General features: G+C 63.6%; 16 protein-coding genes and 3 pseudogenes. 15 read left to right on the plus strand and 4 right to left on the minus strand.

All coding sequences use genetic code 11. The annotated features are described in order from the left end of the window. Positions 1-95 precede the first annotated feature (95 nt). The 4 genes and pseudogenes from ACNQPL_RS09735 (at position 96) to ACNQPL_RS09750 (ending at position 4,128) form a co-directional block, all read left to right on the plus strand. Entirely contained in the window at positions 96-815 is a 720-nt protein-coding gene (locus ACNQPL_RS09735) for an SOS response-associated peptidase (RefSeq protein ID WP_346614263.1), read from the plus strand. A gap of 75 nt (positions 816-890) precedes the next feature. Continuing rightward, positions 891-1,166 (plus strand): annotated as a pseudogene (locus ACNQPL_RS09740) (integrase); the annotation flags it as partial. A gap of 33 nt (positions 1,167-1,199) precedes the next feature. Then, a complete protein-coding gene (locus ACNQPL_RS09745; RefSeq protein WP_346614264.1) occupies positions 1,200-2,786 on the plus strand; it encodes an ABC-F family ATPase in 1,587 nt (528 codons plus the stop codon). 148 nt (positions 2,787-2,934) lie between these two features. Continuing rightward, positions 2,935-4,128 carry an MFS transporter gene (locus tag ACNQPL_RS09750; protein WP_416466558.1) on the plus strand — a complete coding sequence of 398 codons (1,194 nt, stop codon included), beginning with the start codon at positions 2,935-2,937 and terminating at the stop codon, positions 4,126-4,128. Here ACNQPL_RS09750 and ACNQPL_RS09755 read toward each other — a convergent pair. Continuing rightward, positions 4,090-5,136, minus strand: a complete 1,047-nt coding sequence (locus tag ACNQPL_RS09755; RefSeq protein ID WP_416466559.1) for an alpha/beta hydrolase family protein — start codon at positions 5,134-5,136, stop codon at positions 4,090-4,092. The two genes, ACNQPL_RS09750 and ACNQPL_RS09755, sit on opposite strands and share 39 nt — an antisense overlap. Positions 5,137-5,266: 130 nt before the next feature. Then, positions 5,267-5,878, minus strand: coding sequence for an FMN-dependent NADH-azoreductase (locus ACNQPL_RS09760; protein ID WP_387530667.1), 612 nt, complete (start codon positions 5,876-5,878; stop codon positions 5,267-5,269). A 131-nt stretch (positions 5,879-6,009) separates the two neighbouring features. Between ACNQPL_RS09760 and ACNQPL_RS09765 the strand changes: the two are divergent. The 3 genes and pseudogenes from ACNQPL_RS09765 to ACNQPL_RS09775 form a co-directional block, all read left to right on the plus strand. Further along, a pseudogene (locus ACNQPL_RS09765) lies at positions 6,010-6,906 on the plus strand (LysR substrate-binding domain-containing protein); the annotation flags it as partial. Next, positions 6,905-7,624, plus strand: coding sequence for an autoinducer binding domain-containing protein (locus ACNQPL_RS09770; protein WP_015877499.1), 720 nt, complete (start codon positions 6,905-6,907; stop codon positions 7,622-7,624). The pseudogene ACNQPL_RS09765 and the gene ACNQPL_RS09770, both read left to right, overlap by 2 nt. Next, the gene (locus ACNQPL_RS09775; RefSeq protein ID WP_387530771.1) at positions 7,625-7,984 is read left to right on the plus strand and encodes an MmcQ/YjbR family DNA-binding protein; all 360 of its coding nucleotides are present in this window, start codon (positions 7,625-7,627) and stop codon (positions 7,982-7,984) included. Between the two features lie 10 nt (positions 7,985-7,994). Here ACNQPL_RS09775 and ACNQPL_RS09780 read toward each other — a convergent pair whose 3' ends face one another. Both ACNQPL_RS09780 and ACNQPL_RS09785 read right to left on the minus strand, forming a co-directional pair. Further along, entirely contained in the window at positions 7,995-8,423 is a 429-nt protein-coding gene (locus tag ACNQPL_RS09780) for a DUF1294 domain-containing protein (RefSeq protein WP_416466560.1), read from the minus strand. A 1-nt stretch (position 8,424) separates the two neighbouring features. Beyond that, positions 8,425-9,255, minus strand: a complete 831-nt coding sequence (locus ACNQPL_RS09785) for an undecaprenyl-diphosphate phosphatase (RefSeq protein ID WP_346614271.1) — start codon at positions 9,253-9,255, stop codon at positions 8,425-8,427. A gap of 389 nt (positions 9,256-9,644) precedes the next feature. Here ACNQPL_RS09785 and ACNQPL_RS09790 point away from each other — a divergent pair. The 8 genes and pseudogenes from ACNQPL_RS09790 to ACNQPL_RS09825 all read left to right on the plus strand — a co-directional run. Beyond that, a pseudogene (locus ACNQPL_RS09790) lies at positions 9,645-10,316 on the plus strand (cache domain-containing protein); the annotation flags it as partial. 138 nt (positions 10,317-10,454) lie between these two features. Next, complete coding sequence (locus ACNQPL_RS09795; RefSeq protein ID WP_416466659.1) at positions 10,455-11,189, plus strand: methyl-accepting chemotaxis protein; 735 nt, start codon at positions 10,455-10,457, stop codon at positions 11,187-11,189. Positions 11,190-11,302: 113 nt separating this feature from the next. Then, positions 11,303-11,881 carry a nicotinamide riboside transporter PnuC gene (gene pnuC, locus ACNQPL_RS09800; RefSeq protein WP_416466561.1) on the plus strand — a complete coding sequence of 193 codons (579 nt, stop codon included), beginning with the start codon at positions 11,303-11,305 and terminating at the stop codon, positions 11,879-11,881. Further along, positions 11,878-12,429 (plus strand): AAA family ATPase, encoded by a 552-nt coding sequence (locus tag ACNQPL_RS09805; RefSeq protein ID WP_416466562.1) that lies wholly within the window; start codon positions 11,878-11,880, stop codon positions 12,427-12,429. The genes pnuC and ACNQPL_RS09805 overlap by 4 nt, the downstream gene beginning before the upstream one ends. A 297-nt stretch (positions 12,430-12,726) precedes the next feature. Next, positions 12,727-13,164 (plus strand): hypothetical protein, encoded by a 438-nt coding sequence (locus tag ACNQPL_RS09810; RefSeq protein WP_346614275.1) that lies wholly within the window; start codon positions 12,727-12,729, stop codon positions 13,162-13,164. Between the two features lies 1 nt (position 13,165). Beyond that, complete coding sequence (locus tag ACNQPL_RS09815) at positions 13,166-13,744, plus strand: adhesin (RefSeq protein WP_346614276.1); 579 nt, start codon at positions 13,166-13,168, stop codon at positions 13,742-13,744. A gap of 49 nt (positions 13,745-13,793) precedes the next feature. Next, positions 13,794-15,290, plus strand: a complete 1,497-nt coding sequence (locus tag ACNQPL_RS09820) for a heme utilization protein (protein WP_346614277.1) — start codon at positions 13,794-13,796, stop codon at positions 15,288-15,290. 68 nt (positions 15,291-15,358) lie between these two features. Then, the gene (locus tag ACNQPL_RS09825; protein ID WP_346614278.1) at positions 15,359-16,039 is read left to right on the plus strand and encodes a C39 family peptidase; all 681 of its coding nucleotides are present in this window, start codon (positions 15,359-15,361) and stop codon (positions 16,037-16,039) included. The last annotated feature ends 27 nt before the right edge of the window (positions 16,040-16,066 follow it).

Below are 16,066 nucleotides of genomic sequence, written 5' to 3' on the forward strand. Positions count from 1 at the left end.
AGGTCCGATGCAGGCTGTATGCATATACAGTTAATCCGGCATCGTTCGCCCGGTCAATCCTGGGCAGCGAAATTTCTGACAAGCGAGAGGTGCATATGTGTGGGCGGTACTCGATCTACGAGTCGATGGATCACTACCTTCGGCAGCTGTCACTGGACCTGGTGGTGATCAATGGCTATGACCACGCGTCAATCGACCGCTACAACGTAGCGCCCTCGACGCGTGTCGAGATTATTCGCCAGGTGGAGGGCGGGCTGAGCGTGGACCGGGTCAAGTGGGGGTGGTCGCCGTTCTGGGCGAAGGGCAAGCGCCCAGACCCGATCAATGCACGGGGCGAGACTGTGGTGACCGGGAAATTCTTCAAAGGGCTATGGCCAGGCGGCCGCGCCTTGGCGCCGGCGAACGGCTGGTTCGAATGGATACCCGACCCTGCAGACCCGAAACGCAAGCAGCCCTACTACATCACCAGCGCCGACGGCGGGCCGCTGTATTTCGCAGCGCTTGCCGAAGTGCACCAGGGCCTGGAGCCAGATGAACGCGATGGGTTCGTGATCATCACGGCGGCTGCCGACCAGGGCTTGGTAGACATCCACGACAGGAAGCCGCTGGTGCTCACAGCGGAAACGGCAAGGGAGTGGCTTGACTCGGCCACATCACCAGCGCGAGCAGTCGCGATCATGCAGGGCGGTTGCAGGCCGGCTGAGGATTTTCGCTGGTATCCCGTCGACAAGGCTGTGGGCAATGTACGAAATCAGGGGGCAGCGTTGCTGGAGCCGATCAGTGAACCCGCTCGGCAGGGTGACCTGGAGTTTTGAGCGGGTGCGGCTACGCAACGCAATTCACTGCTGCATAAGGCGGCGAGACGAACAGCTACGTGCGCGCTTGACTAACCAAGTGTTACAATCCGTCCCTTCAAATCAGCGCTCAAGGCGCTGGCCATCCGTGAACGCCGGCAGTACGACACCCGCCACACCTCTGCAACCCTGAGCCTGATGGTTGGGATGAACCCTGCGTTCATCGCAGACCCGCTCGGTCACAGCGTCGAGATGTTGCCCTCTACCTACGCGAAATGGATCAGCTCCTCCTCGGACTGGAGGGAGCTGGAGAAGCTGCCGCCCCGAGTCGAATTGGCCCAGAACTGGCCCAACACAGACAAGAGGGCCTAAATACACCTCTGGAACCCCCGCAGGACAAGCACTTTGATTTCTACCGCTAACATCACCATGCAGTTCGGCGCCAAGCCGCTGTTCGAAAACGTCTCGGTCAAATTCAACAACGGCAACCGCTACGGCCTGATCGGCGCCAACGGTTGCGGCAAGTCGACCTTCATGAAGATCCTCGGCGGCGACCTGGACCCGTCCGGTGGCCAGGTCATGCTCGAGCCGAACACCCGCCTGGGCAAGCTGCGCCAGGACCAGTTCGCCTACGAGGAATTCACCGTGATCGACACGGTGATCATGGGCCACGGCCAGCTGTGGAAGGTCAAGGCCGAGCGCGACCGCATCTACTCGCTGCCGGAAATGACCGAAGAAGACGGCATGGCCGTCGCCGAGCTGGAAACCGAGTTCGCCGAGATGGACGGCTACACCGCCGAATCGCGCGCCGGTGAACTGCTGCTGGGCCTGGGTATTCCGCTGGAGCAGCACTTCGGCCCGATGAGCGAAGTGGCGCCGGGCTGGAAGCTGCGTGTGCTGCTGGCCCAGGCGCTGTTCTCGGACCCGGACGTGCTGCTGCTCGACGAACCGACCAACCACCTGGACATCAACACCATCCGCTGGCTGGAAACGATTCTGACGGCGCGTAACAGCACCATGATCATCATTTCCCACGACCGTCACTTCCTCAACAGCGTGTGCACGCACATGGCTGACCTGGATTACGGTGAGCTGCGCCTGTTCCCGGGCAACTACGACGAGTACATGACCGCGGCCACCCAGTCGCGCGAGCAGCTGCTGTCGGACAACGCCAAGAAGAAAGCCCAGATCGCCGAGCTGCAGACCTTCGTCAGCCGCTTCTCGGCCAACGCCTCCAAGGCCAAGCAGGCAACGTCGCGGGCCAAGCAGATCGACAAGATCCAGCTGGCCGAGGTCAAGCCTTCCAGCCGTGTCAGCCCGTTCATCCGCTTCGAGCAGACCAAAAAGCTGCACCGTCAGGCCGTAGTGGTCGAGAAAATGGCCAAAGCCTTTGACGACAAGGTGCTGTTCAAGAACTTCGACATCACGGTCGAAGCCGGCGAGCGCGTGGCGATCATCGGCCCCAACGGCATCGGCAAGACCACCCTGCTGCGCACACTGGTCGGCGAGTTGACGCCAGATGCCGGCTCCGTGAAGTGGACCGACAGCGCCGAAGTGGGTTACTACGCCCAGGACCACGCGCACGACTTCGAAGACGACGTGTCGCTGTTCGACTGGATGGGCCAGTGGACCTCCGGTGAACAGGTCATCCGCGGCACCCTGGGGCGCATGCTGTTCTCCAACGACGAGATTCTGAAGTCGGTGAAGGTGATCTCCGGTGGTGAACAGGGCCGCATGCTGTTCGGCAAGCTGATCCTGCAGAAGCCGAACGTGCTGGTGATGGACGAACCGACCAACCACCTGGACATGGAATCGATCGAGGCGCTGAACCTGGCGCTGGAAAACTACCCGGGCACGCTGCTGTTCGTCAGCCACGACCGTGAGTTCGTGTCGTCGCTGGCCACCCGCATCATCGAGCTGTCGCCGGACGGTGTGGTGGACTTCAGCGGTACTTATGACGACTACCTGCGCAGCCAGGGTGTAGTGGTCTGAGGTAAGTGAGGTGGCCTGGTCATCTTCGGGTGGCCGGGCGGACCTCATCGCGGGCAGCCGCGAGGATTAATTCGTTAGCCTGCTTTCATTTCCTTCGCGCAACGGCCATGATGAAGCCACGCCCAACCGCCCGCCCGCGAACGAGCCCATGACCGCGCAACAGCCCGCCCCCGCCAGCAGTACCTTCAGCATCACCCTGCAGATCCTGTCGATCGTCTTCTACACCTTTATCGCATTCCTCTGCATCGGCCTGCCGATCGCGGTGTTGCCCAGCTATGTGCACGATCAGCTGGGCTTTGGTGCGGTGGTTGCCGGGGTGACCATTGGCCTGCAGTACCTGGCCACCCTGCTCAGCCGGCCGTTTGCCGGGCGCGTGGCAGACACGCTGGGTGGCAAGCAGGCGATTCGTTACGGCCTGATGGGCATTGCTGCCTGCGGGGTGTTGACGTTCGCTTCGGCCTGGACCTTGAGCCTGCCACTGCTGAGCCTGGCACTGTTGCTGGGCGGGCGTTTGCTGCTGGGGCTTGCCCAGGGCCTGATCGGTGTTGCGACGCTAAGTTGGGGCATCAGCCAAGTTGGGCCTGAGCATACAGCGCGGGTCATTTCCTGGAACGGCATTGCTTCGTACGGCGCCATCGCCATCGGCGCGCCGGTGGGGGTGCTAGCGGTCGATGGCCTGGATTTCAGCGTGCTCGGGCCCGCCTTGCTGGTGCTTGCCGTGCTGGGGTTGCTGGTGCTACGCAAGCGCCCGGACGTGGTGGTGGTGCGGGGTGAGCGGCTGCCGTTCTGGTCGGCGTTCGGCCGGGTTGCGCCTTGCGGCCTAGGGCTGACGCTGGCATCGATCGGTTACGGCACCCTGACCACGTTCGTCACCCTTTATTACCTGGAGCGCGGCTGGGCAGGTGCGGCCTGGTGCCTGAGTGCCTTCGGCCTGTGTTTCATCGTTTCGCGGCTGTTGTTCGTCAACGCCGTTAACCGCTTTGGCGGCTACAACGTGGCAGTCGCCTGCATGGTCACCGAAGTGCTCGGCTTGAGCCTGCTATGGCTGGCGCCCTCGCCGCTCTGGGCCTTGGTCGGTGCTGGCTTGACCGGTTTTGGCCTGTCGCTGGTGTACCCGGCGCTGGGTGTCGAGGCGATCAGGCAGGTGCCCAGCAGCAGCCGCGGTGCCGGGCTGGGCGCCTACGCGGTGTTCTTCGACATGGCACTGGCAGTGGCCGGGCCGGTGATGGGCGCCGTGGCGGTGCACCTGGGGTATGCCTCGATCTTCTGCGTAGCCGCCTTGCTGGCCCTGGCCGGGGTGGGCCTAACGTTGTTGCTGGCGCGGCGCAGCCGTCGCGGCTGAGCGCTCGCCGTGCTCCGGGGCGCCAAGGGCCTGGCTGAAGAAGGCAGCCGTGTCGCGCTGCAGGGAGTGATGGATATGGCGGCGGTCGACGCCCTCTGCGTCCTTGCACAGCGCCGTCATGCGGGCCCACTGCTCCTTGTCGCAACGGGCCATGAACACGAAATGCCCGGCGCCTGCCAGCAGGCGGTAGTCCGGCGTTACCGGCAGTTTGCGCGCTAGCGCCTCGGCATTGCGGTCCACGGCCAGCAGCTGGTCGTTGTCGCCGCTGTAGATCAGTGCCGGCACCCTGACACTGGCCAAGGCGTGGCGCCCGAACATCAGGCTCAGCGGGGCCATCAGCATCACCGCCCCCACGCGGGCATCGGCCTTGGGCGCCAGCTCACTGCGGTCGGCGATCAACACGCCATGGGTTTTGCAGGCATCGGCGTCGGTGGGGCGCTCCAGGCAATACTGGCGCAGGCGGTCCAGGTCGGGCTGGGCGCCGGAGAGAATCAGCGCCGTTTCGCCGCCGGCCGAATAACCGATCACGCCCACTTTGCCATCGTTCAGGTAAGGCCCGAGCAAGGCATCGTCACGGGCGGCGGTAATCGCAGCGCTGACCTGCAAAGGCCGGCCATACAGGTTGCTCAGGGTGCCCAGGCGGCTAGGGTCGCGGGCGTTGTCGCCAGGGTGCACCACCGCCACCACCACAAACCCTTGGCGCGCCAGGGCGGTTGCCAGGTAATGCAGCGCCAGCGGGCTGCCGGTATTGCCGTGGGACAGCACCAGCAGCGGGAACTGCCCGAGGGCGACCGGGGCTTCATCGGCGACTTCGACGGGGTAACCGTCAATGCGGGTGCTGTGAGCGGTGCCTTGTGCCGGGTAGAACGCCAGCGCCTGCATCGGGCGCGCATCGACGGGGTCGGTCAGGGTCATGTGGTGCAGCCCGGCGACCCAGGGCGCAGCCTCGGCAGGCGCCAACAGGCCAGCGAACAGCAGCAGTGCCAGCAAGCAACGGGAAAGGTTCATCGGCCGGCGCTTCCACGCGGAGCGAGGGGATAGCGTCAGAATAGGTCGAGGCTGGGGTGGGGCAGATGAAAACTGGATGAAAAAAACCGGCTGCCGCACAGGCGACAGCCGGTTTTTTCGTGCCTGCCGATCAGGCGGCGGCAAACAGCTCGTTGGCAATCTGCGCCTGGGCGGCATCGATGGCCTGGCTGCGGTGTTCCGGGCCGTAGGCCAGGCCGTGGGCGCGAACGATCTCCAGGTCGGTGATGCCGATGAAGCCGAGGAACACCTTGAGGAAGTCTTCATGGCCAGCACCGGTCGGTTGGCCTGCGTGCAAGCCGCCAGCGGTCGACACCAGCACCACTTTCTTGTTGCCGCACAGGCCTTCAGGGCCGGCCTCGGTGTAGCGGAAGGTCTTGCCGGCAACGGCAACGCGGTCGATCCAGGCTTTGAGCTGGGTGGGTACGGTGAAGTTGTACATCGGCGCACCGATCACCACGGCGTCGGCGGCGAGGAATTCTTCCAGGGTTTCGGCGCTGAGCTTGGCTTCGAAGGCCTGGGCTGCGTCGCGTACGTCTTCCGGCGTGCCAGCAGCGACCAGGGTAGCGGCCGAGAAGTGGGCGATGGCGTCGGCGGCCAGGTCGCGGTAAACCACTTCGATACCCGGCTCGGCGGCTTGCCAGGCTTGGACCACTTCACGGCTCAGCTGGCGGGAGGCGGAATTGTCACCCAGGATGCTCGAATCGATGTGCAACAGTTTCATGGGACTCTCCTGTGTATGAAGACCGCAGCGTTGGGCGATCACGATGGGGAGAATCCTACCGGGGCGTCGAATGGCTGATAAGTCGGCAAAAATGCGTTAGTTTGTCCCACAGATAGAACAGTGAGACAGCCATGCAAGACCTCAACGACCTCTTCTACTTCGCCCGGGTGGTAGAAGCCGGGGGCTTCGCCGCCGCCGGGCGCCAGCTGGGCATCCCCAAGTCGCGCCTGTCGCGGCGCATCGCCGAGCTGGAAGAACGCCTGGGTACGCGGCTGCTGCAACGCACCACGCGCCAGCTGAAGCTGACCGCGGTGGGCGAACGCTACCTGCACCATTGTCAGGCCATGCTGCTGGAGGCCGAGGCCGCGGATGAGGCAGTGGCGAGCATGAGCAGCGAACCGCGTGGGCGCTTGCGGGTGTCCTGCCCGGTGGCGCTGGCCCATGCGTTTCTGCCGGATGTGATCAGCCGTTTCCTGGCGCAATACCCTCAGGTGCAGCTGGACATGGTGCTGCTCAACCGCCGCGTCGACCTGATTTCCGAAGGCATCGACGTTGCTCTGCGCGTGCGCGACCTGGGCGACGAGGACCCGGCGCTGGTCACCCGCCGCCTGCGCCAGGCGCAGATGCAGCTGGTGGCCGCGCCGGGCTTTGCCGACCACATACGCGAGCCGTCGGAGCTGGCGACGCTGCCCGTGCTGGGCGCCGCCGAAGCTGACCGGCTGGTGCACTTGCGCCTGCTGGGGCCCAATGGCCGTCAGCAGGAAATGGCCCTGGAGCCGCGCCTGGCCATCGATGATTTCGTCGTGCGCAACGCCGCCGTGAAAGCCGGGCTGGGCTTTACGGCACTGCCGAGCATGTTCTGCGAAGAGGAACTGCAGCGCGGCGAACTGGTGCGGCTGCTGCCGGACTGGTCATTACCGGGCGGTTATCTGCAGGCGGTTTACCCGCATCGGCGTGGCCTGCTGCCGGCGGTGCGGGTGTGGATCGACCACCTGGCAGCGTCGTTCGAGGCGTGTGGAGAGCGTTATGGAACTACGCTGGCAGGATGCCTACCACCAGTTCAATACGGCGGAAAACGAGCAGCAGCTCTTTCACCAGGTTTCCGCATACTCGAAGCGTCTCGGCTTCGAGTACTGCTGCTATGGAATCCGCGTGCCGCAGCCGGGATCGCAGCCCTTGGTCGAGATCTTCGACACCTATCCGCCGGGCTGGATGGCGCACTATCAGGCGCGCAACTACATCGAGATCGATCCGACCGTGCGCGACGGGGCGGCGAGCCCGAACATGATCATCTGGCCCGACGCCGATGCGGCGGAGCAACCGTCGCTCTGGCGCGACGCGCGCGACTTCGGCATGTCGGTCGGCGTCGCGCAGTCGAGCTGGGCCGCGCGCGGCGTGTTCGGACTGTTGACCATCGCGCGGCGCTCGGACCGCCTCACGCCGGCCGAGATCAACAGCCTGACGCTGCAGGCCAACTGGCTCGCCAATCTCTCGCATTCGCTGATGGGCCGGTTCCTCGTGCCGAAGCTGTCGCCGGCCGCGAGCATCTCGCTCACCAAGCGCGAACGCGAGGTGCTGAGCTGGACCAGCGAAGGCCGCACCGCCAGCGAGATCGGCGAACAGCTCAACATCTCCGAGCGCACCGTCACGTTCCACATCAACAACATCCTCGCCAAGCTCGGCGCGGCCAACAAGGTGCAGGCGGTCGTCAAGGCGATCGGCATGGGGCTGATCCAGGCGCCGTAGATGTCTAAGCAGAAGATGACCGAAGAGCAGGTGGCAGCGTTCTGCCTGGGCCTGCCTGGCGCGCGGGAAGATTACAAATGGGGCGGCATCCGGGTGTTCTCGGTGGCCGGCAACAAGATGTTCGCGGTGCTCGACCTGGCGGGTGCGGGGTTGTCGTTCAAGGTGGCCGATGAGCTGTTTCTGGGCTACTGCGACCGCCCTGGCGTACGCCCGGCGCCGTACCTGGCGCGGGCGCGGTGGGTCAGCATGGCACCGCCCTACCCCATGGCCCGTGAAGAATTGTGCGATCTGCTGCAGCGCTCGCACCAGCTGGTGGTGCGACGGCTACCGAAACGGTTGCAGGCAGGCCTGCTGCTGTAAGCCGCTGGCCTCAACCCAACGCGAGAAATCGCCCGCCCAGAAGCAGGTGATCGACCCAGAACAGCTGATGCAGCAGCACAATCGCCCAGAACATCAGCTGGTACGACAGCTTGCGGGTCTTGTGCCGAAACAGCTGCTGCGCCACCAGGGCCCCAGGCCAGCCGCCCAGCAGCTCACTGGCGTGCAGCACCTTCTCTGGCGTGCGCCAGGCCTGGGTACGGGCTTGGTGCTTGTCCTGCCAGTAAAGCAAGGCGGTGATCAGGCTCACTGCCGGATACACGGCCAGCGGCAGCCACGATTGCCCGCTCCAGGCCATCTGCGCAGCGCCCACCAGCGGTAGCAGGCACAGCAGCCCCAGCACCAGCAGCTTCAGGCGCACATTGCGTACACCCTCCTCCTTGCGCGCGGCGGGCCGTTGTGCGGTGTGCGTGCGTGCCATGTCAGCCGTGCGCCGTCGACCAGTCGACCCAGCCGAACTGCCAGGTGGCGAGGATCAGCAGGCCAAAGACGATGCGGTACCAGGCGAAGGCAGCGTAGCTGTGGTTGGCGATGAATTTGAGCAGCGCGCGCACCGCAATCATGGCGAAAATGAACGACGTCACGAAACCGAGGGCGAACACCGGCAGGTCGCTCGGCTCGAACAGATGGCGGTACTTGTACCCCGAGTACACCGCTGCACCGACCATGGTCGGCATCGCCAGGAAGAACGAGAACTCCGTCGCCGCCTTGCGCGACAGGCCGAACAGCAGGCCGCCGATGATGGTCGAGCCGGAGCGCGAGGTCCCCGGGATCATCGCCAGGCACTGGACGAAACCGATCTTCAGGGCATGCGACCAGCGCATGTCGTCGACGTGGTCCACCTCTACACGGTGGCTGCGACGCTCGGCCCAGAGCATGATCACCCCGCCGATCACCAACGCGGTCGCAACGGTGATCGGGTTGAACAGGTATTCATGGATCATGTCGGCGAACAGCACGCCCAGCACCACGGCCGGCATGAACGCCAGCAGCAGGTTGCCGGTGAACCGCCGCGCCGCGGGTTGGCTGGTGAGGCCGAACACCACATCGAGGATCTTGCGCCGAAACTCCCACACCACCGCCAGGATCGCCGCCAGCTGGATGATGATGTTGAAGGCCATGGCGCGTTCGCCGCCGAAACCGATCAGGTCGGCGACGATGATCTGGTGGCCAGTACTGGAAATCGGCAAGAACTCTGTCAGCCCCTCGACCACACCCAAGATGATTGCCTGAAAGGCAGTCCAAAAATCCATCATTCCCCCGGTTGGAGCGCTGCTGCTTGCAGGCCCCTTATTCTTGATTTGCTTTTGATTGCCGCACGCGGCGCGGCATTTTTACAGCGACTGGTGGGACCAACGCCAGTAGAAAAGTTCACAAGCCCTAAAGGTTTCATCTTGCACGGCCGAAATCCTAACAGAGCGGCTTTGCAATGGCTTGTGCGGTATTTGGCAGATCAGGCAATAAATGGCACTTAGCCATAAGTCGGCTAGGGAGCACCGCCAAAGCATGCTTGGATGCACCTTGATAACAAGAACAATGCGGAGTGCTATTCATGAAGACCTTGAGGTCGATGTCGATCAGCCGCCGTTTATGGCTGATCCTGCTGGTGGCTGTGGCGATGCTGGTGGTGCTGGGCTTGCTGATGCTGCGCCAGATCCATGGCGATCTGTACCAGGCAAAGGCCGAGAAAACCCGCCATGTGGTACAGACCGCGGCCGGTGTGCTGGCCTATTACCAGGGCCTTGAGGCCGCCGGCACGCTCAGCCGCGAGGCCGCCCAGCAACAGGCCCTGCAGGTGGTGCGAGCGCTGCGTTATGACCAGAACGACTACTTCTGGATCAACGACCTGGGGCCGAAGATGATCATGCACCCGGCCAACCCCAAGCTCGACGGCCAGGACCTTTCGGCCATTCGCGACCCCGACGGTTTTGCCGTGTTCAACGAGATGGCCGCCCTTGCCCGCAGCCAGGGCGCCGGCCCGGTCAACTACCGCTGGCCCAAACCCGGTGCCAGCGACCCCGTGGCCAAGACCTCGTACATTCAACTGTTCAAGCCCTGGGGCTGGGTGATCGGCTCTGGTGTGTACATCGACGACGTACAGGCCGAGTTCGCCCGCCAGTTGCGCGATGCCTCGCTGGTCGGCTTTGGTATCGCCCTGCTGATGGCGCTGGTGGTCATGCTGATCGCCCGCAGCATTGCCCAGCCATTGCAGGACGCCGTGCAGGCCATGGGCAACATCGCCAGCGGCGAAAGCGACCTGACCCGGCGCCTGGATACGCACGGGCGCGACGAAATCACTCACCTCGGTGAGCATTTCAACCGTTTCAACGGCAAGCTGCAGGGTGTGGTCGGCCAGTTGCAGGGCGCGGCGCATTCGCTGGCGCAGTCGGCCGGGCGTGTCGGTGACAATGCCGGCGCGGCGCAACAGCGCAGCGCGCAGCAGTCGATGCAGATGGACCAGGTGGCCACTGCCGTCAACGAAGTCACCTATGCGGTGCAGGACGTGGCCAAGACAGCCGAGCAGGCCGCCGGCGAAATGCGCGCAGCGCAGCAGCAGGTGGAGCATGGCCAGCAGGCTATCCACGGCAGCCTGCAACAGATCGACCGGCTTTCGGCGACCATCGACCAGGCCGTGCAGGTGATCCGCGAACTGGCCGGGCACAGCACCAAGATTGGCGGGGTGCTCGATGTCATCCGTGCCATCGCCGAGCAGACCAACCTGCTGGCACTCAATGCCGCCATCGAAGCGGCCCGCGCGGGCGAACAGGGCCGTGGCTTCGCGGTGGTGGCCGATGAAGTGCGCCTGCTGGCCCAGCGCACTGCGCAATCTACCGCCGAAATTCACACCATGATCGAGCACCTCCAAGGGCAGTCGGACGCAGCGGTCAGGGCCATCGATACCAGCAGCGAGGCGTCGCGCCAAACCGTCGAACAGGCCCGCGAGGCCGGTTCCAGCCTGGACGCCATCAGCCAGGCCCTGCACAACCTCACCGTGCTCAACGCCACCATCGCCAGCGCCACCCTGCAACAGTCGCATGTGGTCGAGGAGATCAACCGTAATGTGCTGGACACGGCCGGGTTGTCACAGCAAACCGCCGATGCGGCGCGCCAGTCGAGCGACGCCGGAGTGGCGCTGGGCCGTTTGAGTGAGGAGCTGGAGCTGTTGCTGAGGCAGTTCAAGGTTTGAAAGCGCGCGTCTTGTAAGGCCTGGCCGCTTCGGCGGCCACAGCAGCCCTTTCGCGACACAAGGCCGCGCCTACAGGCTACAATCGCGGCCCTTCCCCTTTCCAAGGATCGCCGATGTCCGGCCTCGAACTCATCGCCGCCGTGCTTGGCGTCACCGCCGTCTGGCTCACCGTCAAACAGAACGCCTGGTGCTGGCCAATCGGTCTGGTGATGGTGCTTATTTATGGCTGGCTGTTCTTCGAGGTAAAGCTGTACTCGGGCATGCTGCTGCAGCTGGCCTACGCGGTACTGCAACTTTACGGCTGGTGGCAGTGGAAACGCCCCGGCCGAGCGCAGGACGCGCGCGTCGTGTCACGCCTGGCTAACCAGGCGGTGTTCACCGGGCTGGCTGCAGGCGTTGTGATCAGCGTCGCCCTCGGCGCGGCCATGGCCCACTGGACCGATGCTGCCCTGCCCTGGCTCGACGCCACGCTGACCGGCTTCAGCCTGGTCGCGCAACTGTGGATGGCGCAAAAGCGCGTGCAATGCTGGCCGCTGTGGATGGTGGTGGATGTGGTCTATGTCGGCCAGTACCTGCACCAGCAGCTTTACTTCACGGCGGGTTTCTTCGTCGTGCTTACCCTGATTGCCGTGCGTGGCTGGCGGGAGTGGCGCCGTGACCCGGCCCTGCAGGCAAGCAAGGTGCAGGCATGAAAGTCGTGGTGCTATGCGGCCCCGAATCCAGCGGCAAAAGCTGGCTCAGTGGCGAGATCCAGGCACACTTCGGCGGCGTGGTGGTCGGCGAATACGTGCGGCATTTCATTGACCAGCAATGCCGTGACACCTGCTACGCCGACATCACCCCCATTGCCCGGGGGCAGTTGGCCTGGGAAGACCAGGCACGGGGGCAAGCGCCGCAACTGCTGATCCTCGACACCCACCTGCTCAGCAACATGCTGTGGAGCCGCGCGCTGTTCCAGGATTGCCCACCCTGGCTGGAAGAGGCCCTGCTGTCACGCCCATACGACCTGCACTTGCTGCTTAGCCCACAGGGCGTAAGCTGGGTGGCCGACCCCCAGCGCTGCCAGCCTGACCTGGCTGACCGTCAAAGGTTCTTCGATGACAGCCTGCATTGGCTGCAAGGCCATGGGCAGAAGCTGCAGATCATTGACGGCGACTGGCCACGGCGCAGCGCGGCAGCATTGCGCGCCGTACAGCGCCTGCTGGAGGGTAAAACACCGGAATGTGCCACCGAGTGTTAAACCGCTGACACACCCCATAGCGACTGGAGCCCCGTATTTGCGGGCTTCTTCGGCAATCGAGGGGCGAGTGTCAAGCGGATGAGACATTGCCGGGAAATGCTCCTCGGGCAACGTGCATAACGGGCAAAACCTCACGTGCAGCGAAATCTGTCTCAGCGCTGATACAACAATTTCCCACCGCCCCCAGGTAGTTGGCGCAACCTGCTGATATCAAAGCAGTTCTAAAAAGCGGCACGCCTCGTGCTCTCCTCCTCGCAACGCTGCACCACGCCAGCGCTCGTAGAAGGAATCGCCGTCGTGAGGAAACTGGACAAAGGCATCGCTCGCCTGGTGCTCGTGGGTTGTGTAGTGGGCTCAGGCTTGAGCCTGCCGGTCCAGGCCGACAACGGCATCATCGTGATCACCCGCGATGTGCAACCGCGCATGGCCACCCGTGCACCCCTGGCACCCGACCCCTACCCCACCACCGCCAACGCCAACCCGTCCGCATACGTGCTCAAGCAGAGCACCGAACTGAGTGATGGCGACTTCGCCAACATCACCAGCGGCACCGGGATCTCCTCGCTGATCACCCAACAGACCGACAACCTGGGCGGCAACATCAGCAACCAGAACCAACTGCCAAACATGGCAGCCGGGCGTGGCACTGGCTCGGGCAACGGTATCTCCAACATGGTCAACTCCAGCGTTCAGCGCGGCCTTGCGCCTCTGCAGATCCTGACCGGAGGCAAATGAGATGAGGCAGACGCTGTTAATCCTCGCCACGTTGTGCAGTGCATCGGCCCTCGCCCAGTCCCCCGTTCCCGTGATCAACAGCGCCAACATCGACAGTTCCGGCGCCCAGTACCAAGGCAACTTCAGCGTCAACCAGGCCGCGGGCGACCTGCAGCAACAGGCCAATGCCCGGGCGATCGCCACCGGCCGCGAAGCGGCTGCGAGCACGCAGATCCGCCAACGCCAGCAGTCCATCGTCGACCCCAACATGGGCGCCAGTGCCAGCATCCAGGGCGACGCCTTCAGCCATGGCAGTGGCGCACTGGGCGTGAACCAGAGCGCCGGCGCCAGCACACAGCAGGCCAACGCCCTGCGCATCAGCCTCAGTACACAACCACAAAGCATCGATGACAGCGTCCTGTTGCAGCAGAACGTGGCGCTGATCAACAGCTCAGATCCAGCTGACACCTCCCCCGGCTATCGCCAGGTCACCACCGGTGACCAGGCATTCACCGGTAGCCGCGGGGTAATCCAGCTGAATCAGAGCGCCGGGGTGGGCAACCAGACGGCAAACACCCTGAGCGTACGGGTCGCCAATTGACCCAAAAAGGTAAGAACAACACTTAACCTAAAGAAGACGGAGAAACACCATGAAACCCTCGATGGCAATCAAGCCTCTGGTTTTCGCAATTGCTGCGGTCATGGCTGTTGCTGCACAAGCGGATCAGAACGATAGACGCGGTGGCCACGGCCACAATAACAACAACAATCACCAGCAGATGGACAGGGCGGTTTATACCAACGCCAATGCCACAGCTACTGATTCCCAACGGAGCACGGGTAACTCCATCCGCAACGAAGGCACCATCAACGAAGCCGAAATGAGCAGCTCCGGCGCGGGTGCCAGTGGCAACGTCGGCGTCAACGTGGCGGCCGGTAACGGCAACCAGCAGGACAACGCCGCGGCCATCGCCAACACCTCGTCCGATAACGCCGACATCGACAACAGCTTCGTCTTCGGCACCGCCACCGCCAGCGCCGAGGTGGTTCAGCGCAGCAACAATAACGTCGTCAACAACTGGTCGACGCAAAGTTCTGCGGTCATGAGCGGCTCGGCTGACGGCAGCAGCGGCAACATTGGTATCAACATTGCTGGCGGCGACCTGAACCAGCAGAAAAATACCATGGCAATCGCCAACAATGCCGCAGGTATCGGTAACTCGAGCGCCACCGCTTCGGCCGACCAGAACGGCCCTGGCCTGGAAGTGAACAACCGTGCCGACCGCACCTACACCCTCGACACCCTGACCTTCACCACTTCTTCGAGTGGCTCGGCCTCGCGTAGCGGTGCGTACGATGCAAGCGTCGACAAGAGCTCCAGCTCGAGCTACAGCGCGTCCGGCTCCAACAGCAACAGCGCCAGCGGTTCGAAGAGCAGCAGCGCCAGCGGGTCTAGCAGCATGACCGCCAGCGGCTCCAACAGCAGCAGCGCCAGTGGCACCAACAGCATGACCGCCAGTGGCTCCAACAGCTGGGATGCCAGTGGTTCGGCCAGCCGCGACCACAGCTCTTCGTCTAGCGCTTCGCTGAATGCTTCGCTCGATGCCAGTGCCAACGGCAGTGCATCGTCGTCGCAAACCTTCGGCAACTTCACCCGGTCGCGCAGCTCCGACTTCGACGCATCGCTCAGCGCTTCGCTGGATGCATCGATCGACCGCTCGCACGAGTCGGCCAGCAACTCGTCGTTTGACAAGTCGTTCGACTCGTCCTTCGACAAGGCGTACGACTCTTCGTATGACCGCACCCGCGACTCGTCCTATGACAAGGCTCGCGATACGTCGTACGAGAAGGCAAACGCCTCGGCATGGGAAAAAGCGAGCGCTTCGGCCTACGAGAAAGCTGGCGAGAAAGCATCCGAATCGTCGGACAGCATCTCGAAGAGCTTCAGCGAGTCTAGCGAGTTTGCCCTGAGCAACACCGTGTCGTTCCAAGTGCTGACCCCGACCGGCTGGGCCAACCCTGTAACCAACACCGCAACCCTGAGTGGCTCGGTGAATGGCGGCAGCGGCAACCTGGGCGTCAACGTGGCAGCCGGTGTAGGCAACCAGCAAAGCAACTCGCTGGCCATCTCCAACACCTCGATGTAACCACTGCGGCCTGGAGGCCCCCTTCGGGGGGCCTCTTTCTAACAAGAAAAAACAGGGGGGCGTCGAACATGCGCATTATCGCCTTGGCGTTTTTGCTGTGCATGGCCAGTGTGAGCGAAGCAGCCCAGATGCCGTTGTCCGTCCTGCCCGGTGGCGCGGTGATCTACAAGCCCATCCAGAGCATCCGCGAGCGCAAGTTCGCCGACCTGGTACAGCAGAAAACCGACTTCAGTTGCGGCGCAGCGTCGCTGGCAACCATCCTGCGCCAAGCCTACTGGCTTGACGTCGACGAACATCAGATCATCGAAGGCATGCTGGAACACGCCGACCCGGACCTGGTCCGCACGCAGGGCTTTTCGATGCTCGACATGAAGCGCTACGTGGAAAGCCTTGGCATGCGCGCACGCGGCTACAAGGTGGCCCCTGACACGCTGCACAGCATCCGCATCCCCGTGGTGGTGCTGATGGACATCCGCGGCTACAAGCACTTCGTGGTCATGCAGAAGGTCGACAAAGGCTGGGTGTACATCGGTGACCCGGTGCTCGGCCACAAACGCTTCAAGCTCGATGACTTCGTCAAAGGCTGGAACGGCATCATCTTTGCCGTCATCGGCCAAGGGTACGACAAGGCCAACGCCCTGCTCGACCCGCCACTGCCGCTGAGCGCCAAGAACCGCGTCAGCAACTTCACCCCGGTGCAGGACGCCGAGTTGATGGACTTCGGCTTCATCCAAAGCGACTTCTTCTAACGACTGTGGGCAAGACGCTCCGGGAGC

It is taken from the genome of Pseudomonas sp. LFS044 (genome assembly GCF_047978245.1).
Taxonomy (GTDB): Bacteria; Pseudomonadota; Gammaproteobacteria; order Pseudomonadales; family Pseudomonadaceae; genus Aquipseudomonas.